At 66.0% G+C, this 22490-nt stretch carries 19 protein-coding genes; 6 read left to right on the top strand and 13 right to left on the bottom strand.

Going from position 1 to position 22490, the window contains the following annotated elements; genetic code table 11:
* Positions 1–179 precede the first annotated feature (179 nt).
* Complete coding sequence (locus tag V6M89_RS22360; protein ID WP_332855245.1) at positions 180–1820, top strand: sensor histidine kinase; 1641 nt, start codon at positions 180–182, stop codon at positions 1818–1820.
* Positions 1810–2412 carry a response regulator transcription factor gene (locus tag V6M89_RS22355; protein WP_332855244.1) on the top strand — a complete coding sequence of 201 codons (603 nt, stop codon included), beginning with the start codon at positions 1810–1812 and terminating at the stop codon, positions 2410–2412. The genes V6M89_RS22360 and V6M89_RS22355 overlap by 11 nt, the downstream gene beginning before the upstream one ends.
* Positions 2413–2498: 86 nt before the next feature.
* On the opposite strand, the gene V6M89_RS22350 is transcribed toward V6M89_RS22355, so the two are convergent.
* Positions 2499–4178, bottom strand: a complete 1680-nt coding sequence (locus V6M89_RS22350) for a glycosyltransferase family 9 protein (protein ID WP_332855271.1) — start codon at positions 4176–4178, stop codon at positions 2499–2501.
* Positions 4179–4983: 805 nt separating this feature from the next.
* Here V6M89_RS22350 and waaF point away from each other — a divergent pair.
* Positions 4984–5982 carry a lipopolysaccharide heptosyltransferase II gene (gene waaF / locus V6M89_RS22345; protein ID WP_442881993.1) on the top strand — a complete coding sequence of 333 codons (999 nt, stop codon included), beginning with the start codon at positions 4984–4986 and terminating at the stop codon, positions 5980–5982.
* Positions 5983–5995: 13 nt separating this feature from the next.
* Entirely contained in the window at positions 5996–7507 is a 1512-nt protein-coding gene (locus V6M89_RS22340) for a GGDEF domain-containing protein (RefSeq protein ID WP_332855242.1), read from the top strand.
* Here V6M89_RS22340 and V6M89_RS22335 read toward each other — a convergent pair.
* Positions 7504–8214, bottom strand: a complete 711-nt coding sequence (locus V6M89_RS22335) for a thioesterase (RefSeq protein WP_332855241.1) — start codon at positions 8212–8214, stop codon at positions 7504–7506. The two genes, V6M89_RS22340 and V6M89_RS22335, sit on opposite strands and share 4 nt — an antisense overlap.
* Before the next feature lie 16 nt (positions 8215–8230).
* Complete coding sequence (locus tag V6M89_RS22330) at positions 8231–8893, bottom strand: hypothetical protein (protein ID WP_332855240.1); 663 nt, start codon at positions 8891–8893, stop codon at positions 8231–8233.
* A gap of 63 nt (positions 8894–8956) precedes the next feature.
* Here V6M89_RS22330 and V6M89_RS22325 point away from each other — a divergent pair, with 63 nt between their 5' ends.
* Positions 8957–9442, top strand: coding sequence for a hypothetical protein (locus tag V6M89_RS22325; RefSeq protein WP_332855239.1), 486 nt, complete (start codon positions 8957–8959; stop codon positions 9440–9442).
* 11 nt (positions 9443–9453) lie between these two features.
* On the opposite strand, the gene V6M89_RS22320 is transcribed toward V6M89_RS22325, so the two are convergent.
* The 10 genes from V6M89_RS22320 to V6M89_RS22275 all read right to left on the bottom strand — a co-directional run bounded on the left by V6M89_RS22320 (position 9454) and on the right by V6M89_RS22275 (position 19720).
* The gene (locus V6M89_RS22320) at positions 9454–11415 is read right to left on the bottom strand and encodes a S9 family peptidase (RefSeq protein WP_332855238.1); all 1962 of its coding nucleotides are present in this window, start codon (positions 11413–11415) and stop codon (positions 9454–9456) included.
* 47 nt (positions 11416–11462) lie between these two features.
* Entirely contained in the window at positions 11463–12929 is a 1467-nt protein-coding gene (rng, locus tag V6M89_RS22315; RefSeq protein WP_332855237.1) for a ribonuclease G, read from the bottom strand.
* Between the two features lie 130 nt (positions 12930–13059).
* Positions 13060–13680 (bottom strand): Maf family protein, encoded by a 621-nt coding sequence (locus V6M89_RS22310; RefSeq protein WP_332855236.1) that lies wholly within the window; start codon positions 13678–13680, stop codon positions 13060–13062.
* Positions 13681–13794: 114 nt separating this feature from the next.
* Entirely contained in the window at positions 13795–14265 is a 471-nt protein-coding gene (rlmH, locus tag V6M89_RS22305; protein WP_008451768.1) for a 23S rRNA (pseudouridine(1915)-N(3))-methyltransferase RlmH, read from the bottom strand.
* Between the two features lie 20 nt (positions 14266–14285).
* Positions 14286–14975, bottom strand: a complete 690-nt coding sequence (rsfS, locus tag V6M89_RS22300) for a ribosome silencing factor (RefSeq protein ID WP_116991463.1) — start codon at positions 14973–14975, stop codon at positions 14286–14288.
* Entirely contained in the window at positions 14976–15635 is a 660-nt protein-coding gene (locus V6M89_RS22295; protein WP_332855270.1) for a nicotinate-nucleotide adenylyltransferase, read from the bottom strand.
* 2 nt (positions 15636–15637) lie between these two features.
* Positions 15638–16552: an oxygen-dependent coproporphyrinogen oxidase gene (hemF, locus tag V6M89_RS22290; protein ID WP_332855235.1), complete on the bottom strand. Its 915-nt coding sequence runs from the start codon at positions 16550–16552 to the stop codon at positions 15638–15640.
* 6 nt (positions 16553–16558) lie between these two features.
* A complete protein-coding gene (gene purD / locus V6M89_RS22285) occupies positions 16559–17827 on the bottom strand; it encodes a phosphoribosylamine--glycine ligase (RefSeq protein ID WP_332855234.1) in 1269 nt (422 codons plus the stop codon).
* A gap of 6 nt (positions 17828–17833) precedes the next feature.
* The gene (locus tag V6M89_RS22280; RefSeq protein WP_332855233.1) at positions 17834–18559 is read right to left on the bottom strand and encodes a YebC/PmpR family DNA-binding transcriptional regulator; all 726 of its coding nucleotides are present in this window, start codon (positions 18557–18559) and stop codon (positions 17834–17836) included.
* Between the two features lie 51 nt (positions 18560–18610).
* Positions 18611–19720: a glycosyltransferase family 9 protein gene (locus V6M89_RS22275; RefSeq protein WP_332855232.1), complete on the bottom strand. Its 1110-nt coding sequence runs from the start codon at positions 19718–19720 to the stop codon at positions 18611–18613.
* Between the two features lie 172 nt (positions 19721–19892).
* On the opposite strand from V6M89_RS22275, the gene V6M89_RS22270 reads away from it, so the two are divergent.
* Positions 19893–22433 (top strand): alkaline phosphatase D family protein, encoded by a 2541-nt coding sequence (locus V6M89_RS22270; RefSeq protein ID WP_332855231.1) that lies wholly within the window; start codon positions 19893–19895, stop codon positions 22431–22433.
* The last annotated feature ends 57 nt before the right edge of the window (positions 22434–22490 follow it).

The following is a 22490-nucleotide window of genomic DNA, read 5'->3' as shown; positions in this document are numbered from 1 at the left end:
TAACGTATTGTAAATTGGGGTAAAGGCTTACGCTTTTCCCTTAATAATTGCTGCTTCGAAAAAGTAATTGTTGTATAGAGGGGAAAGCGCGGAAATAAGGGGAACGCGTAGTTGCGAAAAGCAATGCGCGATGAATTCTGGCAATGCATAATGCTACATAACGATACAAAGCGTCCCGTATGTCTCCCTCCCGTCCGCGTTACCTGGAATTTCCCGTTTTCATAGCGCTGTACCTGCTATTCGACTGGGCGACCTATATCGACCCCTTGTATGGCTTGAACATCACGCCGTGGAATCCCGATCCGGCGCTGGGCCTGGTGTTCTGGCTGCGGCACGGCTGGCGCGCGGCGCTGCCGTGGTTGGCGGCGCTGGTGGGCGGCGAGTTGCTGGTGCGCGGCATGCCGGCCGGCTGGACGGTCAGCGTGCTGAGTTCGCTGTGGCTGACCGCCGGCTACGGCCTGCTGGGCGCGGCGCTGCGGCGCCAGTTCGGCGACGGCGGCGTGTTCGACAGCCGCGACCGCTTGTTCCAGTGGGTGCTGATCGTGGTGGTCGGCACCATGATCAACGATGTCGGCTATATCTCGCTGTTGTCGGCGGCCGGGCTGATCCCGGCGGGGCAGTGGGGCGAGGCGGTGCTGCGCTTCGGCATCGGCGACATGGTCGGGGTGTTGGTGTCGATGCCGCTGATCTGGATGCTGGCCAGCCCGGGCGACCGCGAACGCTTGCGGGCGACGGTGTGGCGGGCCGAGACGCTGGCTTATCTGGCGTTGGCGATCGGCGTGCTGTACATGGTGTTCGGCACCATCGCCACCTCGGAGTTCAAGCATTTTTATTTCCTGTTCCTGCCGGTGATCTGGGCGGCGTTCCGCCAGGGGCTGTTCGGCACGGCGCTGATGGTGTTTGCGCTGCAGGCGGGCATAGGCGCGCTGGTCAAATGGAACAACGCGGTCAATGTTGCCGTGCACGAATTGCAGATGCTGGACGCGGTGCTGGCGCTGGTGGGCTTTTCGATCGGCATCGCGGTCGACGAGCTGCGCAAGGTCGCCAGCGAGCTCAAACAGACGATGCGGCTGGCGGCGGCCGGCGAAATGGCGGCCGCGCTGGCGCATGAATTGAACCAGCCGCTGACGGCGCTGGGCGCCTACGGCAAGGCGTGCGAATATTTGCTGGAGCGGGGCGAGAGCGGCGACGTGCTGAAGGGCGCGATCCAGCGCATGATCGCCGAATCGGGCCGGGCCGCCGACGTGGTGCGGCGGCTGCGCGATTTCTTCCGCACCGGCGCGATGAAGCTGGAGCCGGTCGACGCCGGGCAGCTGGTGTCGGGCATCAGCCAGCAGTTCTTCGCCCAGATGCGCGAGCACGGCGTCGAGCTGGTGGTGGGCGAGATCCCGCCGCTGGCGATCCTGGCCGACCGCCTGCAGCTGGAGCTGGTGCTGCGCAACCTGCTGGCCAACGCGCTGGAGGCGGTGCAGGAGCAGCCGCCCGGCGCGCGCCGCATCACCTTGTCGGGCCAGCGGCTGGACGGCAAGCGCAAGGGCAAGGGTAAGAGTCATCAGAGCGGCTGCCTGCAGCTGTCGGTGGAGGATAGCGGCAAGGGCGTGTCGGCGGCGCTGGCGGCGCGCCTGTTCGAGCCGTTTGTGTCGTCCAAGGCCAGCGGCCTGGGACTGGGGCTGGTGCTGAGCCGCGCCATCATGGAGGCGCACGGCGGATCGCTGTGGGCCGAGGTGGGCGAGCATGGAATTTTCAGGATGGCGCTGCCGTTGGCGCGCCCGGGGCAGGATAAAGAGCAGGACGGAGAGCAGGTGAGCTATGCAGCATGATTTAACCGTATTCATCGTCGACGACGACCCGTCGGTGCGCGACGCGCTGGGCCTGTTGCTGGGCGTGCGCGGCTACCGCACCGCGATGTTCGCCAGCGGCGAAGCTTTCCTGCAATCCTGGCAGCCGGCCTGGCGCGGCTGCATGCTGATCGACATCCGCATGTCCGGCATGGACGGCCTGAGCCTGCAATTGGAATTGATACGGCGCGGCTGGGGCTTGCCGGTGATCATCATGAGCGGCCACGGCGACGTCAGCATGGCGCGCGCGGCGTTCAAGGCCGACGCCGTGGACTTCCTGGAGAAACCCTTCGACGACGTCAAGCTGATCGCCGCCATCGACGAGGCGCTGGCGCGCGCGCGCAGCGTGCACAGCGAGGAGCAGCGGCGCAGCCGCAGCGTCAGCCTGCTGAGCGAGCTGACGCCGCGCGAGCGGGAGGTGATGCAACTCGTGGTCACGGGCCGCCACAACCGCGAGATCGGGCCGGCGCTGGGCATCAGCGTGCGCACGGTGGAAGTGCACAAGGCGCGGCTGATGGCCAAGCTGGGGGTCGACAACGTCGCCGACCTGGTGCGGATAACCATGCAGGACTGAAATCAGTCATTCCCGCGCAGGCGGGAATCCATGCTGAGCTGGCGACGGACAAGGTGCATGGATCCCCGCCTGCGCGGGGATGACGATCAGGCCGGTACCAGCGCCTCGGCGCGCCACGATTCCACTACTTCCAACACCTGCTCCGGCGTGATCGCCAGCATGCAGGTGCAGCGCGCCGCGTCTTCGCAATGGCCGCAGGCCAGCGGCGTGCACAAGCTGCGCGCGCGCGGACCCAGCGCGCCCCAGCGCACGATGTCGATCGGCTTCAGCGGCGGGAACAGGCCCAGCGCCGGCCGTCCCAGCGCGGACGCCAGGTGCAGCGGCCCGGTGCCGCTGGCGATCAGGCCGTCGCAACCGCCGATCAGGGCGGTGAAGCCGTCCAGGTCCAGGCGGCCGCACAGATTCTCCACATTCGGCAAGGCCAGCAACTCCGGCGCCTGTTGCGCCAGCAGTTCGCCCTCGGCCGCGCTGCCGGTCACCAGCACGCGCACGCCGTCGGCCTTGCCCAGCAGGCGGGCCAGCGCCGTGTAGTGTTGCAGCGGCCACTCGCGGCCGTTGCCGTTGGACTTGGGATGCAGGATCAGCTTGAAGCCGGGAGCGGCCAGCACGGCGTCGGCGGCCGGATGGCGCGGCGTGTCCAGGCCGTACATGGTCTTCAACTGTTCCAGCGGCGGTTCCACGTCCACGCCCAGCGGCAGCAGCAGCTTGAAGTTCAGCTGCGCTTCATGCAGCGGCGAATTGGCGCGGCTGAAGGTCGCCAGGCGGTTGCAGTGGTACCAGTGGTGGATGCGGTGGCTGCTGCCGATGCGGCGCTGGATGCCGGAGCGGCGCGCCGCCGCCGCCAGCGTGCGCTGCGGGAAGGTGAAGATCATGGTGTCGCAGCCGCTCTGCGCCAGGCCGTGCGCCCAGTCGTCGCCCAGTTCCTCCAGGGTCAGCACCTGGTCGACGTGGCGGCACTGCGCCACCACGGCGGCGGCGTAGCGGCGGCACAGGAACACCACCTCGACCTGCGGATACAGCTGCTTCAGGTAGCCCGCCAGCGGCAAGGTCAGCACCACGTCGCCGATGTTGTCGGTGCGGGCGATCAGGATGCGGCGCGGCACCGGCGCCGGGTACTGCGCGGCCAGGCACATGCCGACCAGGCTGCACACCATCATCACGTAAAACACTTTCGGCATCATCAGCCAGAACATCACGTCGGTCAGGCCGAAGGCGAAGAAGGCCACCACCACCACCAGGCCGGCCAGCGCCAGCGGATGCTGGCCCTGGTCCGGACGGCGCAGCTGGCCGGCGAAGAAGCACAGCGGCGCGATATACATCGTCAGCAGCAGGCTGAAGTCGAGCAGGCCGCCGGTGGCCAGGCAGTTCAGCATGTCGTTGTGGCTGCTGCTGTAGAGCAGCGCCGCCGACTGCTGCAAGCGGCCCTGGGCCGCCAGCGCGTGCAGCGCGACGTCGAATTGTTCGCGGCCCACGCCCAGCCATGGATGTTCGGTGAACATCATCCACGAAGCCTTCCACAGCTCCAGGCGGATGCCGACCGAGGTGTTGGCGTCGCCCTGCACCAGATAGTTGTTGATGTCGGCAAACGCCTGGGCGATGCGCACCGCCACGCCGGTGGCCGGCACGGCGAACGCCAGCACCACCAGCGCCAGCAGCACCGCGCCGGCCACCAGCAGGCGGCGGCCGTACAGCCGCGCGCCGTAGCGGACCACCGGGATCAGCACCAGCGGCAGCGCCAGCCAGCCGCCGCGCGAGGCCGACAGCATCGAGGCCAGCAGGCCGCACAGCAGGCCGGCCACCGGCAGCCAGGAGAAGCGGGTGTTGCGCAGGTCGGTCAGGCCGCACAGCGACATCAGGCCGCAGGCCAGCGCCAGGTCGCCGAAGGTGATTTCGTGATGGGTGAAGCCGATCGCCCGCTCCAGGCCGCCGAACGTGACCTGGTACAGCGCGACCAGCGCCGACAGCACGGCGGCAAAGCCCAGGCCCAGCCAGAAATGGCGGGCGCGCGGACGCAGGTAGTACATCACGCCGATGCAGCTGAGGCCAAACAGCAGGCGCGACGGCCCGTCCAAGGTGTGCAGGCTCTGGCGGTCCAGCAGCAGGCGCAGCAGCGAAACCAGGAAATAGCCGCCGAAGGCCATCACCACGCCGCCGATGTCGCTCCAGTGGCGGCGGTACAGCGCCAGCATCAGCGGGGCGCGGCGGAACAGCAGCAGCAGGATCAGCAGCTGGACCAGGCCGAGGCCGACCTTGCTCGACAGCGCCAGCGCCGGCAGCAGGAAGATCATCGTGGAGGAAAGCGGTCCGCCATATTCGGTTTGCGGCGTCGAGGAGCTGGCTGGATTCATGGTCACGCGGGGAGGGCCTTGCGGCCGTAGCGAAAAGGCCGATTATAGCAGCGTCGGCGGGGCGGTCGCGGCTTGTCGCTGGGGCCGCGATGGGCGATAATCGAGCCGGCATCGGCCACCCGGCCTGACGAAGAAAGACTCCGTGTTATCAGATAAAAACGTCACCGCCGGGAGCGCGCCGCGCACCCTGGTTATTTCCCCCAACTGGATCGGCGACGCCGTCATGGCCCAGCCCTTGTTGCAGCTGCTGCGCGCGGCCCATCCGGAGCGGCCGATCGACGTGCTGGCGCCGCCGGCGGTGTCTCCGGTGTGGCGGCAGATGGCCGAGGTCGACCAGGTGCTGGAAACCCCGTTCCGCCACGGCGCGCTGCAACTGAAGGAGCGCTGGAAATATGCGCGCCTGCTGCGCCAGCGCGGCTACGCCGACGCCTATGTGCTGCCCAACACCATCAAGTACGCGCTGATCCCCTGGCTGGCCGGCATCCAGCGCCGGGTCGGCTACAAGGGCGAGAGCCGGCACGGCCTGATCAATGTGATGCACCACGACGAAACGCCGCCGCGGCCGATGGTGGCGTTCTACGCCGCGCTGGCGACGGCGCCGCTGGCGCTGCAGGATGCGGCCCGCCGCGCCGCCTTGCCGAAGCCGCGCATGGCGGTCGGCGCCGAACAGATCGCCGCGGTGCTGCGGCGCCACGGCCTCGATCCGGCGCGGCCGCTGCTGGCGTTCGCGCCGGGCGCCGAATTCGGCGGCGCCAAGCGCTGGCCGGCGGCGCATTTCGCCGGCCTGGCGCAAGCCATCCTGGCGCGCGACGGCGCCAGCCAGATCGTCTTGCTCGGTTCGCCGAAGGACCAGCCGGCCTGCGCCGAGGTGGCGAACGGCGTGGCGGCCGGCGTGGCGGGCGGCGCCATGTTCAACCTGGCCGGCTCGACCAGTCTGGCCGAGGCCATCGCCCTGATCGCCGCCAGCGCCGCCGTGGTCGCCAACGATTCCGGCCTGCTGCACATCGCCTCGGCGCTGAACCGGCCGGTGGTGGCGCTGTACGGGCCCACCGATCCCGACCACGCGCCGCCGTTTTCCGAGCTGGCGGCGGCGCTGTCGCTGCGGCTGGCGTGCGCGCCGTGCAAGCAGCGCGAGTGCCCGCTGGGCCACCAGGATTGCATGGTCAAGCTGACGCCGGACCTGGTGTGGCGCAGCCTGCAGCCCATGCTGCCGGCGGGCTGAGCCATGCGGCCCCATGTTTAAACGCTATACGATCACGTTCTGGGCCACGCTGTTTGTCGGCGTGGTCTGCCTGTCGCTGGTGGCGGTCGACGTCTGGCGCAGCCTGATCGCGCGCGACGCCCAGCTGCTGGAGATGGAGCGCCTGACCTCGAACGTGGCGCGCGCCATGGCGCAGCACGCCGACGACACCATCAAGGCCGCCGACACCTCGCTGGCCGACCTGGCCGAGCGCATCGAGACCGACGGCGTGGGCGAGCCGCAGCTGCAGCGGGTGCGCCGGCAGATGCTGACGCACGTGACCAACCTGCCGCAGCTGGCCGGCCTGTTCATCTACGGCGCATCGGGCGAGTGGCTGGTCAATTCGCCGGCCGTGCTGGGCCCTTCGCTCAACAACGCCGACCGCGAATACTTTGTGTACCACCGCACCCACGCCGGGCGCGGGCCGCACGTCGGCGCGCCGGTGATCAGCCGCAGCAGCGGCAAGTGGATCATCCCGGTGTCGCGCCGCCTGAACAAGGCCGACGGCAGCTTCGCCGGCGTGGCGCTGGCCACGCTGGACATCGACTACTTCCGCCGCTTCTACCAGAGCTTCGACATCGGCGCGCGCGGCGCGGTGGCGCTGATCTCCAGCCAGGGCGTGCTGATGCTACGCCAGCCGTTCGACGACAACCGGGTCGGCATCGACCTGCGCGACACGCCGCTGTTCCAAGCCTACCGCGCCCACCCCAACGGCCACGGCCTGTTCGCCTCGTCCAACGACGCCGAAGTCCGCTACAACAACTACCGGGCGCTGGAGCACTATCCGCTGTTCGTGACGGCCGCGCTGTCGCAGGAAGAGATGCTGGAGCACTGGCGCCACGACAGCTTCATGCGTTCGATCGGCGTGATCGTGCTGGCCGCGCTGCTGGGCTTTTTCGGCAAGCGGCTGGTGGCCCAGATCAATTTGCGGGTGCAGGCCCAGGCCGAGCTGTTGCAGGCGCGCGACGCGCTGGAAGGCGCCAACCGCACGCTGGAGCGGCTGGCGATGCAGGACGGCCTGACCGGGCTGGCCAACCGCCGCCAGCTCGACGTCACGCTGGGCAATGAGTTCAGCCGCGCCATGCGCCATGCCGACACGCTGGCCTTCGTGATGATCGACGTCGACTACTTCAAGCAGTACAACGACCTGTACGGCCACGGCGCCGGCGACGATTGCCTGCGCGCCGTGAGCAAGCTGATACGCGCGTTGACGCCCAAGCGCGCCGGCGACGTGGTGGCGCGCTACGGCGGCGAGGAAATCGCCATCCTGCTGCCGAACACCGAGCTCGATGGCGCGCAGGCGGTGGCCGAGCGCATCCGGCTGGCGATCGAGGAAATGCAGACCGCGCATCGCGGCAGCCCGTTCGGCGTGGTGACCATCAGCGCCGGCGTGGCGGCGATGGCGCCGCAGCGGGGCGACAGTTCCGGCCAGCTGGCGGCGGCGGCCGACAAGGCGCTGTATGCGGCCAAGTCGGCCGGCCGCAACCAGGTCGGCGTGGCCGCCTAGCGCACCGCCAGCTGGCGCAGCGCGGCGATGGCCACCGGCGGCGAGACCACGTGGGCGCCGTCGAATTCCGCATAGCGCACGTCATAGCCTTCGCCGGCCAGGCGCACGGCGATGGCCTTGCCCCTTTCCACCGACAGCACCTGGTCGCCCTTGCCGTGGGCGATGAACACGCGCGGCATGCCGCTGCGCCGCAGCGGCGCCATGAAGCCGGGCGAGAACGCCAGGATGTCGGAAAACAGTTCGCCGTTCATCAGGCCGACCGACAGCGCATACGAGGCGCCGTCGGAAAAGCCGCCGAGGGTGACGGCGTCGGCATCGACCAGGTAGCGCTGCATGGTCCACACCAGCAGGCGGTCGATGAAGGCCAGGTCCGGGCCGTAGCCGCCGCGCAGCACATCCCAGCTGGTCGACAGCGCTTCCGGCATCAGCAGCAGCGAGCCGTGCAGGGCGGCGTGCGCCAGCGCGATGGCGTCGCCGCCGCCGTGCTGGCCGCCGGCGCCGTGCAGCAGCACCAGCAGCGGCAGCGGCGTGGCGCCGTCGTGCGGCGGCACATGCAGGCGCGCGTGGCGATGGTTGGCGAAGCCCAGCCGGTGGCTGCCGGGCGGCAGCGGCAAGGGCAGGGCGGTGGCTTGCTGCCGCAGCAGCGCGGGACGGGCGTGCAGCCGCCCGTCACTGTAGGGCGCGGGCTGGTGGTCGGCGCCGGTCATGCGGTCTCACAAGTGCCTATTTGCGCACATAGGTGGTCAGCTCCCAGCTGTCGCGGTTGAAGATGCGGCCATTCCAGTCGGTGTCCCGGTAGTCGAGCTTGACGAAGTTGTTCACCTCGGGCGCGAACCACAGCGTCTCGGTCAGCTGGCCGCTGCCGCCCGGGCTGTTGGGTTCCTCGCCGTTGTACATCGCCTCCACCTCCAGTTTCAGCGCGTCGAACTCGCCGGCCGGCACGGTGATCTTTTCCCAGTTTAGCACCTTGCCCTTGATGCGGTAGCGCCAGTGCTTGCCGGACTTGGGGTTGTCGGCGGTGGCGTTGGTGGTCCATTCCTTGCCGGGCGCCAGCGGAAAGGCGTAGCGCGCGAACGAGGGCGCGAAGTGCATGGCGCCGCGGTCGATGGGGTTCATCTCGGCGCTGAACAGCTGTTTGGTCAGCAGGGCGCCGCTGGCGGCGCGCTTGATGTCCACGTGCACGCCGGCGGCGTCGACGCCGGTCACTTCGAGGCGGTTGACGTTGCCCTTGGCGCCCTTCCAGACGTCGGTGTACTGGTAGGTCCAGGAGTCGCCGACGGCGGGCAGGGGCGCCGCCACCGGGGCGTGATCGTCCGCCAGCGCCGGTGTGGACTGCTGTCCCGCCAGGGCCAAACCCAGTGCCGCCAAGATATGCCGTGTAGTCATGCCGCCTCCGATAGTGTGATTGGTATTATAATTATGCTATCACATTGGGTCCGAGGTAAAGCAATGACTGTCGTCCGGATTTTCGCCAGTATCGCCCTGCTGGGCGCCACCACCGTCGCCCACGGCGGCGAGGCTGCGGCCAGGCTGCATGCGCTGAACGACGCCGAGCTGCGCGGCGTGTCGACGCCGATCCCGGCGCCCGCGCCGCGCCTGCCGGCGCGCTCGCTGAACCGCAGCTTGTTCCCCCTGCACGGGCTGTTCGGCGGCGCGGCCGACGGCAAGGCCGCCGGGATGGGGGCTGTGTTGTTTCCATTGCTGGGTGCGCTGAACGCCGATGTCACGGCCAGGGATGTCGCCTACGGTCCCAACGGCAATGTGCCGCGCATGAACGCGGACGGCTCGATCAACCTGGCGCTGCCGGCGACGATCGGCGAACTCGACCTGCAAAACATCCGCACCGGCGTCAACGACAACAGCAACTTCGGTTCGGTGCAGATCAGGGGCATAGACCTGAGCCGCACCGTGATCAGCGTGACGCCGACCAAGTAGCGTTCCGCTGCTTACTTGGCGGGCATGGACGGGCCGATATTCCGTCCCAGGAAGGCTTCGATGTGCTTCCACAGGTCGATGCGGTTGGCCTGGGTTTTCCAGTCGCTCACGCTGGGCGAATAGGTCAGCCATTCCACGCCGGGATTGGTGGCGCTGAGCTTTTCGTAAAACTTGAGGCCGTCGGAGAACCGCACGCGCTGGTCTTCCTTGCCGTAGGCGAGCAGCACCGGCTGGTGTATGCGCGCCGCGTTCTGCAGTGGCGAAACCTCGTTGAACTGTGCCGCGTCCAGCTTTGGATCGCCCACCATGGCGCGCAGCTCGGTCGTGGCGCGCGTGGCGGCCAGGCCATCCCAATCGTTCTTGAACATGATGCCGATATCGGTGATGCCGGACCAGCTGATGCCGCATTTGAATACCTGCGGATCGCGGATCAGTCCCATCATCGCCGCATAGCCACCGTAGCCCGAGCCCGCGATGCAGACGCGCGCCGGATCGGTATAACCCTGCTGCACCGACCATTTGACTACATCGGCAATGTCGTCCTGGATGGCGCGTCCCCATTGCTTGGCGCCGGCCTCCCGATGGGTGCGGCCAAAGCCGTCGACGCCACGCGGATCAGGGCGCAGCACAAGATAGCCACGCGACGCCAGGAACTGCACTTCGTCGTTCCAGCCCCAGGAGCCATTGCGCGACCACTGCTTTTCGCCCATCAACACGACGGTCGGCAGCATCTTCTTCGGCCCCGCTTCCGGCACCGTGACGTAGGCCGGTATCTGCATGCCGTCGCGTGCCGGATAACGGATCATCCTGGTTTCCGCCATGCGCATGATGTCGAGGTCGGGATGGGTTGCGCCCAGCTTCAGCAGCTTCTTGCTCTCGCGGTTGTAGAGCAGGTAGATGTTGCTTTGCACATCCGAGTAGCTGTTGATGACCACGAAAGGCGTTGTATTGTGATCGCCGTAGGAGAGATTGTTGACCCTGCCGGGCAACAACGCATCGACGTCGGCCTGCAGCGCCTTCATGTCCTTGTCGAACCACACCGTGGTTTCGGTCTCCAGCTTGAGCCGGTAACCCAGCAGCCGTTTTTCGTCCACCAGGAAGCGACCGTCGGTGTCGAAACCCGGCGCCTTGATGACCGGCTCGGGAATGATGGCATTTTTTTTCAGATCGTAGCGATAGACGGCCGATTCGTTGGCGCCGTTGTAGGCGCGTATGTACAGCGTGCCGTCAACGAACAGCAGAGGATCGAAAGCCTCCGGGCTTACCGGGCTAAAGGCGGCGATCTGGCGCCAGTCGTCGCCGTCTTTGTAAAACACGACGTTTTCGTCCTTGCGCCTCGCTACGGCGATACGCGGATCGCCGTCGGCGTCGATCAGCCAGTGGAAGGTTTTGGCGGGGGCCCGCATGGGGGTGCGGGAGTCGGTGCGGGTGTTGAGGAGGACCAGTTCTTCCCGGTCCTCCCAGCGCGCCATCGCGAACATGGCTTCCTGCTTGCGCGGGGAGAAACCATGCGCCCCCGCGCCGGCCAGCGTGCCGTTGTTGGAGAAATCGGTATCGGCGAAGGAGCGTGGCGCCTTGATGGTGCGTGTCAGCGGGGAAAAATCGCCGCCGTCGCGGTCGACCGCATACAGGCCCGGTTCGCCGATGCCGCCGCTGTGATCGACGTTGATGACCGAGAAGGCCAGGCGCTTGTCGCTCAGCCAATAGAAGTTCTCGATATCGGCGTTGCCGTAGTTGGCCACGACTTTCTGCTCGCGCGTGTCGGTGTTGAGGATGACCAGTATGTTGCGGCCATTGGACGACTGCGTGCGCATCGCAACGAAATGACCATCGGGGGAGAGGCTGGCGCCCGACATCACGGGCCTTTTGAAGAAGCCCTCGATCTGAACGGGAGCGGGTTCCGCAGCCACCGCCTGGCTGGCGGCGAGCGAACAGACGATGAGTGCGGCGGCGTACCTGCAAGTTAAGGTCATTATTAAAACCATAAGTTTTAAAATGACAATAGTAGCAGAAATGACTTTTACATCAAAATCACGTCGTACTGCTCCTGATGGTAGGCGGTTTCCACCTGCAGCGAGATCTTCTTGCCGATGAAGTCGCCCAGCATCGCCAGGTGCTGCGATTCCTCCTCCAGGAACATGTCCACCACTTCCTGCGAGGCGAGGATGCGGAATTCGCGCGGGTTGAACTGCTTGGCTTCGCGCAGCAGTTCGCGCAGGATTTCGTAGCAGATGGTGCGCGAGGTCTTGACCTGGCCCTTGCCGCTGCACGCCGGGCACGGCTCGCACAGGATGTGCGCCAGCGATTCGCGGGTGCGCTTGCGCGTCATCTCCACCAGCCCCAGCGCCGAGAAGCCCGACACGGACACCTTGGTGCGGTCGCGCGACAGCGTCTTCTTCAACTCCTGCAGCACGGCGTTGCGGTGCTCGGTGTTTTCCATGTCGATGAAGTCGAGGATGATGATGCCGCCCAGGTTGCGCAGCCGCAGCTGGCGGGCGATCGCGTGCGCCGCTTCCAGGTTGGTCTTGAAGATGGTGTCGGCAAAATTGCGGCCGCCGACGAAGCCGCCGGTGTTGACGTCGATGGTGGTCATCGCCTCGGTCTGGTCGACGATCAGGTAGCCGCCGGACTTCAGGTCCACGCGCCGGCCGAGCGCGCGCAGGATCTCTTCCTCCACGCCGTACAGGTCGAACAGCGGCCGCTCGCCGGTGTAGTGCTGCAGGCGCGGCAGCACGCCCGGCGTGTAGGCCTGGCCGAATTCCTGCAGGCCCAGGTAGTTCTCGCGCGAGTCGACCTGGATGGTGGCGGTGTCGTCGTGGACGAAGTCGCGCAGCACGCGCTGGGCCAGGCTCAAGTCCTGGTGCAGCAGGGTGGTGGCCGGCCTGGTCTTGGCGCCCAACAGGATCGCGCCCCAGGTCTTGCGCAGGTATTCGACGTCGGCCGCGATGTCGGAGTCGGACGCGTCTTCGGCCTGCGTGCGCACGATGTAGCCGCCTTTTTCCTCGGCCGGCAGCAGGCTTTGCAGCCGCACGCGCAGCGCTTCGCGCTCCGATTCCTTTTCGATTTTCTGCGAGATGCCGATGTGGGCGTCCTGCGGCAGGTAGACCAGCATGCGGCCGGCGATCGAGATCTGGGTCGACAGGCGCGCGCCCTTGGTGCCGATCGGGTCCTTGATCACCTGCACCGTCAGCACCTGGCCGTCGAACAGGATCTTCTCGATCGGCGTCGGCGCCGCGTTCTGGCCGCCGTCGTGCGGACGGGCTTCCCAGATGTCGGCCACGTGCAGGAAGGCCGCGCGTTCCAGGCCGATGTCGATGAAGGCCGACTGCATGCCGGGCAGCACCCGCACGACCTTGCCGGAGTAGACATTCCCGGCCAGGCCGCGCGTGAGCGTGCGTTCGATGTGCAGCTCTTGCACGGCGCCCTGCAAGATGAGGGCGACCCGGGTTTCCTGCGGGGTGATGTTGATCAGGATGTCTTCGTTCATTTGTCTCTGCGGTCTCGAGTGCCGTTGTGGTGGGACGATCATACACGGCGCCCGGTGGACCGGCAAATCAACCCGTACGGCAGCGGCAGGGGGTCTGACCCCGTACGGGGTCAGACCCCGGCGTGCGGGGTCAGGGTAGCGGCAAACCCGCCTGCCGCAGCAGCTGTGCGGTCTCGTACAGCGGCAGGCCCATGATGCCGGAATGGCTGCCGGTGATGTGTTCGATGAACTGCGCGGCCGGGCCCTGGATGCCGTAGCCGCCGGCCTTGTCGTAGGGTTCCGAGGTGGCGCAGTAGGCGGCGATGGCGGCCGGCGACAGCACGCCGAAGCGCACGTCCGACACTTGGGTGATCTGGCCGGCGAAATCGGCCGAGTGCACGGCGATCGCGGTCAGCACCTGGTGGGTGCGGCCGGACAGCTGTTGCAGCATGGCGATGGCTTCGTTGGGCGTGGCCGGCTTGCCGAGGATGGCGCCGTCGATGGTGACGGTGGTGTCGGCCGCCAGCACGGCGCGCGGCGCCATGCGGCGCTTGACCACCAGGTCGGCCGCAAACGCAGCCTTCTCGCGCGCCACGCGGGACACGTAGTCCAGTGCGGCCTCGCCGGGATGCACGTCCTCGGTGACGTCGGGGCCGCGCGGACCGTCGCTGCGCAGCAGCAGCAACTCAAAATCGATGCCCACCTGGCGCAGCAGTTCGCGCCGGCGCGGGCTCTTGGAAGCGAGATAAATCTTTTTGTCGACCGGTTTCATATCTAATAATTATAAGGTCGTTAGAAAAGGGGCGCAGCTAGGCGTGGCGCCGAAGGCAGTACAGCAGGTACGACGAGGCGCCAACAACGACGCTGCGCTCCTTTTATAACGGCCTTAAACGCGGTGATACGGGTGGTTCTGGGTAATCGACCATGCACGGTACAGCTGTTCCGCCAGCATTACACGTACCATACCATGCGGCAGCGTCATACTGGAAATGCGTATCAAGCCTTCGGCGCGGGCCTTCAGCTCCGGATCGAGGCCGTCGGCGCCGCCGATCAGGAAAGCCGTGTCGCGGCCGTCCTGCTGCCAGGCTTCCAGCTGCTGCGACAGGCCGACCGAAGTCAGGTCCTTGCCGCGTTCGTCGAGCGCAATGATGCGGACGGATTTGGGCAGCGCCGCCTCGATGCGCTCGCGTTCGAGCGCCATCGCGGTGGCGGCGGTCTTGCTGCCCGAACGGTCGACCGGCTTGATTTCCTTCAGCACGATCTTCAGTTCAGGCGGCATGCGCTTCGCGTATTCGGCGAAGCCCGTTTCTATCCAGGCCGGCATCTTGTGACCGACCGCAGCGATGATCAGCTGCATGCGCAGTTACCCATACAGCGTTACTCTTCGACTTTTTTGATACGCTTGATGACGGTCTTGACCGGCGCTTCGTCGGCCTTAGGCTTGGCGACCTTGCGCTTAGGCGGCAGGGCCTTCAGCACTTCGGCGGCGGCGACGGCGGACTTGGTCTTGCCGACCTTGATGGTCTTGCCGGCTGGCACAGCGGCGGCTTTCTTGGCGGCCGGCTTTTTCGCGGCGGCGGCCGGTTTGGCGGCTGCGGCTTTGCGGGCCGGGGTTTTCTTTTCGATCACCGGCTTGACGTCGACCGCGGCTTTGCCGGCGGCCATGTGGCTGCTGACTTTCTTCGGTGCGTCGGCGGCTTCGCCTTCGGCGGTGGACTTGCGCTTGGCGGCGCCGACCTTGACCGGCTTGTCGCCCCACAGCTCTTCCAGGCGGTAGTAGGCGCGGATCGGCGCCTGCATGATGTGGACGATCATGTCGCCCAGGTCGACCAGCACCCATTCACCGGTGTCCTCGCCTTCCATGCCGTAGACGTCGCCGCCGGCGGCCTTGACCTTGTCGCGCACCGAGGCGGCCAGCGCCTTGGTCTGGCGGTTGGAGGTACCGGAGGCGATGGCGATCCGGTCGAACAAGCTGGTCAGGTGGGTGGTATCGAACAGGGCGATATCTTGGGCCTTGACGTCTTCGAGGGCGTCAACAACGAGGGATTGCAGTTTTTTGATGTCCATTTAGCTTTTGTATAGATTATGTTGTTCAATATAGTCTAGCACTAGCGGCGGGATAAGCGAGTTTGCGCTTTCCCCCCGTTGTAATGCCGCACGTATTTCGGTGGCGGAGATATCCACCGCGAAGTCTTGTGCCAGATAAGTCAGACCGTGCGGCGTGTTGCGGATTTGTTCAGGCGACCCCAGACGGCGGGAAAACGCCTCGGCCACTGCCGGCGGAAGGCCGGCGGTGGCCAGGTTAAAGCCGGGGCGGGCGGCTACGCAGATATGGGCGTAGTCGAACAGCGCCTGCCATTCATGCCAGGTATCGAGCCGTTGCAGCTGGTCGGCGCCCATCAGGAAAGCGATGGAGGCCGACGGGCCCAGCTCGGCGCGCACCTGGCGCAGCGTGTCGATCGTGTAGGTGGCCAGTCCCTGTTCGCCGCGTTCGATTTCCTGCAGGTCGACCACGACGTCGTATGCGGAACCGGCAAAGGCCAGCGCCACCATTTCGGCGCGCTGGCGCGGCGTCGCCTTCAGGGTGGACTTCTGCCATGGCAGGCCGGCGGGGATCACGCGCAACTGGTCTACTTGCAGCAGCTGCGCAAAGTGCGCGCCTAGTGCGACGTGACCATGATGCACCGGATCGTAGCTGCCTCCCAGCAGTGCGACGCGGCAGGCCATCGTCACGCGGCGAGCCAGTCGCGATGCGGCAGGAAATCGCTGTACAGCGCCGCTTCCGGCGTGCCGGCCTCGGGCTCCCAGCGATAGCGCCATTTGACGATGGGCGGCATCGACATCAGGATCGCCTCGGTGCGTCCGCCCGATTGCAGGCCGAACAGCGTGCCGCGGTCGAACACCAGGTTGAACTCGACGTAACGTCCGCGGCGATAAGCCTGGAAGTCGCGCTCGCGCTCGCCGTACGGCGTGTCCTTGCGGCGTTCCAGGATGGGCTGGTAGGCCTTGAGGAAAGCGTCGCCGACGCTTTGCATCATGGCGAAACTCTGCTCGAAGCCCGCTTCGTTGTAGTCATCGAAGAAGACGCCGCCGACGCCGCGCGCTTCCTGGCGGTGTTTCAGGTAAAAATACTCGTCGCACCATTTCTTGAAGCGCGGGTGCAGCCCGGCGCCAAACGGTTGCAGCGCATCGGCGCAGGCCTGGTGGAAGTGTTTTACGTCTTCCTTGTCGCCATAGTAGGGCGTCAGGTCCATGCCGCCGCCGAACCACCACGCCGGTTCGCCGTCGGCGGTGGTCGTGGTGAAGAAGCGCACGTTCATGTGCACCGTCGGCGCATACGGATTGCGGGGATGGATCACCAGCGACACGCCCATCGCTTCCCACGGCTGGCCGCCGAGGTCGGGGCGGTGCGCCGACGCCGATGGCGGCAGCTTGGCGCCCATCACGTGCGAGAAGTTGACGCCGCCACGCTCGATGACGTTGCCTTCCTCGATCAGGCGCGAAATACCGCCACCACCCTCGGGCCGGTCCCACGCGTCGCGCAGGAAAGGCTTGCCGTCGACGGCCTCCAGCGCCTGCACGATACGATCTTGCAGGCCCAGCAGGTAGGCCTTGACGGCGGAAGGGTTCGGAAAGGACGACATCTTATCCTAATGCTTGAGGCCGCGCCAGCCGATATCGCGGCGGCACTGCATGCCGTCGAACGAAATCTGGTCGACCACTTCGTAAGCCTGCTTCTGGGCGATCTTGATGCTGTCGCCCAGGCCGACCACGCACAGCACGCGGCCGCCGGTCACTTGCAGCTGGCCGGCCACGTCGGCGGTGCCGGCGTGGAAGGTCACCGATTCCGGCGTTTCGGCCGGGATGCCGTCGATCGCGGCGCCTTTCAGCGGCGCGTCCGGGTAGCCGGCCGCTGCCAGCACGACGCCGACGGCGGTGCGGCGGTCCCATTCCAGTTCGACCTGGTCCAGGGTGCCGTTGACGGCGTGTTCCATCACCGTCACCAAGTCGGTCTTCAGGCGCGACATGATCGGTTGCGTCTCAGGATCGCCCATGCGGCAGTTGAATTCCAGGGTGCGCGGATTGCCCTGGGCGTCGATCATCAGGCCGGCGTACAGGAAACCGGTGAAGACGATGCCGTCCTTCGCCATGCCGGCGATGGTAGGGTTGATGATCTCGCGCATCACGCGGGCGTGCATGGCCGGCGTGACGATAGGCGCGGGCGAATACGCGCCCATGCCGCCGGTGTTCGGGCCTTCGTCGTTGTCCTTGAGGCGCTTGTGGTCCTGGCTGGTGGCCAGCGGCAGGATGTTCTTGCCGTCGCACATGACGATGAAGCTGGCTTCTTCGCCGGCCAGGAATTCCTCGATGACGATGCGGGCGCCGGCGTCGCCGAAGCGGTTATCGGCCAGCATGTCGTCGACTGCCTGATGCGCTTCTTCCAGCGACATCGCCACCACCACGCCTTTGCCGGCGGCCAGGCCGTCGGCCTTGATGACGATCGGTGCGCCGTTGGCGTCGATATAGGCGTGCGCTTGCGCGACGTCCGAGAAGGTCTGGTACTTGGCGGTCGGGATGCCGTGGCGCTGCATGAAGGCCTTGGCGAAGTCTTTCGACGACTCCAGCTGGGCCGCTTCCTTGGTCGGGCCGAACACTTTCAGGCCGCGCGCGCGGAACAGGTTGACGATGCCGCCGGCCAGCGGAGTCTCGGGACCGACCACGGTCAGGCCGATGTGCTCCTGCTCGACGAAGGTCGCCAGTTCATGCAGGTCCGTGATGTTGACGTTGACCAGGCGCGAATCGCGCGCGGTACCGCCGTTGCCGGGAGCGACATACACCATCTGGATACGTTCCGATTGCGCCAATTTCCAAGCCAGCGCATGTTCACGGCCGCCGGAGCCGACTACCAATATTTTCATAAATCCTCAGTCTTCGATCAGCGTGTTGGAATAGACTTCCTGGACATCGTCCAGCGCTTCCAACGCGTCCAGCAGTTTTTGCATCTTGACGGCGTTATCGCCGGTGAATACGGTTTCGGTGGCCGGCTTCATGATGATCTCGGCCACTTCGGCCTTGAAGCCCGCCGCTTCCAGCGCATCCTTGACCGCCGCGAAGTCGTGCGGGCCGCACAGCACTTCGAAGCCGCCTTCGTCGTCGGCCACCACGTCTTCGGCGCCGGCTTCCAGCGCCACTTCCATCAGCGCGTCTTCATTGGTGCCCGGGGCGAACAGGAACTGGCCGCAGTGCTTGAACATGAAGGCCACCGAGCCTTCGTTGCCCATGTTGCCGCCGTTTTTGTTGAAGGCGTTGCGCACTTCAGCCACGGTGCGCACGCGGTTGTCGGTCATGCAGTCGACGATGACGGCCGCGCCGCCGATGCCGTAGCCTTCGTAGCGTACCTCTTCGTAGGCCGCGCCGTCCTCGCCGCCGGTGCCGCGGGTGATCGCGCGCTGCACGTTATCCTTGGGCATATTGGCGTCGGCGGCCTTGTCCACGGCCAGGCGCAGGCGCGGGTTGGAGGTCAGGTCGCCGCCGCCCATGCGCGCAGCCACGGTGATTTCCTTGATGAGACGGGTCCAGATCTTGCCACGTTTAGCATCGGTTGCTGCTTTTTTGTGCTTGATATTGGCCCATTTGCTGTGTCCAGCCATGTTCGGTCTTCCTTCGGCGGTATGTCATTGGTGTGCGGTGAGGGCGGTATTCTAGCATAGGGGCCAACTCAAAACCTTTTCCATCACCTCTGGCAACTCGATTTTCGTCACCCACGCGTCCATCTCCTTGACCAGGATCACGGCGCTGTTTTCCTGGTCGATCGGCACCCATTCCGGATTGTTTTGACGCATCAGGGCGATCACCGGCACGTGCACGGCGTTCGCCAGGTGCATCACGGCGGTCTCGACGGTGACGATCAGGCTGCACAGGCTGAGGATGGCGGGCAGCTGGAAGAAGTTGTCCACCGCGGAGAAAAGATGCGTATCAGGCAAGGCTGCATTTTTGTAAATCTCGCGCGCGGCCGGCAAGTCTTCCGGCACAACGTTGACCACAAAGCCAGCCTCGCGCCATTGCGGATGGCTGCGCATTTCTCGGATCAGCTCGAACGCGCGCTCCAGCGGCCAGCAGCGCTCCGGGCCCTTGGAATAGGTGTTGATGAAGACCACCTGCGAGGTCAGCCCCCAAGTGGCCAGCTGCTCGCGCGCATAAGCCGTCCACTGGTCCGGGATGTGGATCACCGGGTAGCGGTCCAGCTTGGGGATGTCGAGGCCGAAGGCCTTCGAGAACCATTGGGCGTAGATGTCGCTCACGTGCGGCACGTCGCGCTCCTGCGATTCGTACAGCGGAATGGTGGCGTTGAATTTCAGGATGCTGAGCTTTTTGGACAGCTCGAAGAAGCGGTATTTCTGCTTGGTCAGGCCGATGATGAAGCCGCGCGGGCTGATTTCGCGCGTCAGCCTGGCATAGCGGTGGCAAGCCATGTGGGTCAGCGAGGCCACGATAGGATAGTCCTCGCGCCGCGCCTCGGCGATCGATTGCGCATGCAGGGCGGGGCTGTAGTTCTGGTCGTAAGTCTTGTCGATGTAGGGGCTGGCGGCCAGCCAGTCGTACAGCGAGTAGTTCTTCAGGTGCGGCCAGTCCTCGGGATTGGCGGAGCGCCGGCGCTCGTCCACCCACAGATGGATCTCCAAGTGCGGATGGGCGCGCTTCAAGGCGCGGAAGCACATTTGCATGTAAGTGAAGTCGCCGATCGCCATGTGGGTGACGATCAGGATTTTTTTTGCCTGGGCAAGCAGCGGCGGGGGTATCAATTGTTTCATTAGTAGAGCTTGCCAGTAATTATCGGTGCTGTACAGGTGTAAGAAAGTCAAATTTTGTTAAGGCAGTAGAAGAATGTTGCTGCTAGAGGCGGTCCTCCAATTTTTGTAGAGAAACGGTCATATCTTGCTGCTACTATTTATTTTTTCACATTATAAAAAAAGCGGAGCAGACATGGATAGAAGGCAGTTTTTGAAGTACGGCAGCTTTATTACGGTTTCGGTCGCCTCCGGCGCCGGCCTGGTTGCCTGTGGCGGTAGCAGCTCCGCAGCCGCCGATGGCGCCACCGATCTGCCGTTGGCCAGCGGCGCCTGGAAGTTCCCGCAGAGCGTAGCCTCCGGCGATCCGCGCAGCGACAGCATCATGCTGTGGACCCGCAGCGTGCCGGCCTCGGCCGACGGCGTGGCGCCCGCGCCGAGCGCCTCGGACAGCGCGATCCGCCTGGTGATGACCGCCGCCGACAACAACGCCGCCCTGGGCAGCAGCACGGCGCTCAGCGGCGCCACCGTGGTCGACATCAAGCTGCCGTTGCAGTCGCAATACGACAATACCGTGCGCCACAAGGTGACCGGCCTGAATCCCAACACCGTGTACTACTACCAGTTCGTCGCCGGCGACACGCGCTCCAACGTCGGCCGCTGCAAGACCGCGCCGGCCGCCGACGCCGACGTCTCGCAACTGCAGTTCGCCTACATGACTTGCCAGGACTGGAGCGTCAACCACTGGGGCGCGATGAGCAGCATCGTTGGCGAAAACCTGGACTTCATCGTCCACCTGGGCGACTACATCTACGAGACCGTGGGCGAGGACTTCCAGCTGGGCGCGGTGGAATCGCGCCACGACGCGCTGAAGCTGCCGGACGGCGCCTTCAAGAGCGGCACCTCGGGCGCCAAGTACGCCACCACGCTGGCCGACTACCGCTACCTGTACAAGAAGTACCGCACCGATGCGCGCCTGCAGGCGCTGCACGAGCGCTTCGCCTTCATCGCCATCTGGGACGACCACGAGTTCTCGGACGACGCCTGGCAGGATGCGCAGACCTACGACGGCACCTTCAGCACCACCGACGGCTCGGACCTGCACCAGACCGGCCGCCGCCGCAACGCCAACCAGGCCTGGTTCGAATACATGCCGGCCGACGTCAACCTCGACACCGCCACCACCAGCTTCCAGAACATCAAGATCTACCGCGACTTCCAGTTCGGCAAGCTGATGCAGCTGGTGATGACCGACGAGCGCCTGTACCGCAACGACCACGTGATTCCGGAATCGGCGGTCAATCCGGCCACCGGCCTGCCGCTGGGCCGCATCGGCTCGCGCTACCTGGCGCCGCAGGACGTGTACAACACCGTGGAAGCGCAGAAGATGGCCGGCGCCACCTCCATCGGCCTGGCCTCGCCGCTGGACACCGTGTCGATCCTGGGCTCGACCCAGCGCCAGTGGTGGATGGACAAGATGAAGGCCGCCACCTCGACCTGGAAACTGTGGGGCAATGAAGTATCGTTGCTGCGCATGGGCCTGAACGGCGTGGACGCCATCGCCACCTTGCTGGCGCTGAACGCGGTGCCGACCATCGCGGCATCGATCGGCAGCACGGCGGCGGTGCCTGCGGTCGGCGGCAAGATCCCGCTGGCGGCGGCCATCGTCGCCGCGGCCACCGCCGGTGCGTCGCCTGCTTTGGCGCAGGCTGGCGGCACGGCGGCCTTCGTCAGCTTCGCCACCGGCGGCACGACGGCGGCGCAGGGCGCGGCCGCTGCTGCGGCGGGCCTGAGCGCGGCGCAGGTGGCGATTACGGTCGCCACCATGAACGCGGTCATCGACAGCAATCGCGGCGTGCTGCCGGCGACCCCGGCGCAGCAGATCGCGGTCGGCGCGCAGACCATCGCCTTCGGCTACATCAAGCCGGACATCCAGGCCAAGAAGATCGACTCGCCGTTCGTGGCGGCGTCGGGCAAGAAGGCGGCGCTGGCGCCGTTCTTCGCGCGCTTCCTGCTCAACTGCGACCAGTGGGACGGCTATAACAGCGAGCGCAAGGCGCTGATGGCGCACCTGAAGACCAACAGCATCAGCAACGTGGTGGCGATCACCGGCGACATCCACGCCTTCTTCGCCGGCACCGTCAACGACGACTTCGACGCCACCGGCGGCGGCACGCCGGTGATGGTGGACCTGGTGTCGGCCGGTATCAGCTCGGACTCGTTCTTCAGCTACCTGCGCGACGCGGCGACGGCGCTGGGCGACATCGCCGCGCTGGTGTCGTACCCGCTGGCGATTCCGGTCACCGGCCTGGGCACCCTGAGCATCGCGATCAACATGCTGGACTACACCATGGGCAAGGCCACGCCGACCGTGGCCAGCCTGCTGGAGCAGATCCGCGTGCAGGTACGCGGCGCGTTGGGGGCGAAGGGCTTGCCGGAGGCGCAGCTGGACCCGACCACCAGTGCGGTGCTGGCGGGCCTGCAGGCGAGCAGCGACTTCAGCGTCTCGCTGCTGGCGCTGGCGCAGCAGTTGTCCGGCCTGGGCAACAACCCGTGGATCAAGCATCTGAACACCGATGCGCAGGGCTACACGCTGGTCACGCTCACGCCGGGCAAGCTGGTGGCGCAGTTCAAGCAGGTCAACAAGCTGGTAGGCGGCAACGCGCCGACCAGCGTGGTGGCCCGCACGACCACCGCCACCGTGGCGGCCGGTTCGGCCGCCGTCGCCATCAGCTAAGCTGCTTCGTCGCTCCCGCGAAAGCGGGAGCCCATACGGCGCGCGATCGGACGCTGT

It is taken from the genome of Duganella sp. S19_KUP01_CR8, from assembly GCF_036688705.1.
GTDB lineage: Bacteria > Pseudomonadota > Gammaproteobacteria > Burkholderiales > Burkholderiaceae_D > Rugamonas.
Note: the sequence above shows the minus strand (reverse complement) of the source record. Positions and strands in the feature narration are given on the sequence as shown.

Coding starts and splice junctions, on each gene's coding strand:
- V6M89_RS22340 (WP_332855242.1), top strand. CDS start 5,996: ATGTTTAAACGCTATACGATCACGTTCTGGGCCACGCTGTTTGTCGGC.
- V6M89_RS22350 (WP_332855271.1), bottom strand. CDS start 4,178: ATGCTGTCGGCCTCGCGCGGCGGCTGGCTGGCGCTGCCGCTGGTGCTG.
- purD (WP_332855234.1), bottom strand. CDS start 17,827: ATGAAAATATTGGTAGTCGGCTCCGGCGGCCGTGAACATGCGCTGGCT.
- V6M89_RS22275 (WP_332855232.1), bottom strand. CDS start 19,720: ATGAAACAATTGATACCCCCGCCGCTGCTTGCCCAGGCAAAAAAAATC.
- waaF (WP_442881993.1), top strand. CDS start 4,984: ATGGCCCAGCCCTTGTTGCAGCTGCTGCGCGCGGCCCATCCGGAGCGG.
- V6M89_RS22320 (WP_332855238.1), bottom strand. CDS start 11,415: ATGACCTTAACTTGCAGGTACGCCGCCGCACTCATCGTCTGTTCGCTC.
- V6M89_RS22360 (WP_332855245.1), top strand. CDS start 180: ATGTCTCCCTCCCGTCCGCGTTACCTGGAATTTCCCGTTTTCATAGCG.
- V6M89_RS22335 (WP_332855241.1), bottom strand. CDS start 8,214: ATGACCGGCGCCGACCACCAGCCCGCGCCCTACAGTGACGGGCGGCTG.
- V6M89_RS22295 (WP_332855270.1), bottom strand. CDS start 15,635: ATGGCCTGCCGCGTCGCACTGCTGGGAGGCAGCTACGATCCGGTGCAT.
- V6M89_RS22355 (WP_332855244.1), top strand. CDS start 1,810: ATGCAGCATGATTTAACCGTATTCATCGTCGACGACGACCCGTCGGTG.
- V6M89_RS22310 (WP_332855236.1), bottom strand. CDS start 13,680: ATGAAACCGGTCGACAAAAAGATTTATCTCGCTTCCAAGAGCCCGCGC.
- rng (WP_332855237.1), bottom strand. CDS start 12,929: ATGAACGAAGACATCCTGATCAACATCACCCCGCAGGAAACCCGGGTC.
- hemF (WP_332855235.1), bottom strand. CDS start 16,552: ATGTCGTCCTTTCCGAACCCTTCCGCCGTCAAGGCCTACCTGCTGGGC.
- V6M89_RS22270 (WP_332855231.1), top strand. CDS start 19,893: ATGGATAGAAGGCAGTTTTTGAAGTACGGCAGCTTTATTACGGTTTCG.
- V6M89_RS22325 (WP_332855239.1), top strand. CDS start 8,957: ATGACTGTCGTCCGGATTTTCGCCAGTATCGCCCTGCTGGGCGCCACC.
- V6M89_RS22330 (WP_332855240.1), bottom strand. CDS start 8,893: ATGACTACACGGCATATCTTGGCGGCACTGGGTTTGGCCCTGGCGGGA.
- V6M89_RS22280 (WP_332855233.1), bottom strand. CDS start 18,559: ATGGCTGGACACAGCAAATGGGCCAATATCAAGCACAAAAAAGCAGCA.
- rsfS (WP_116991463.1), bottom strand. CDS start 14,975: ATGGACATCAAAAAACTGCAATCCCTCGTTGTTGACGCCCTCGAAGAC.
- rlmH (WP_008451768.1), bottom strand. CDS start 14,265: ATGCAGCTGATCATCGCTGCGGTCGGTCACAAGATGCCGGCCTGGATA.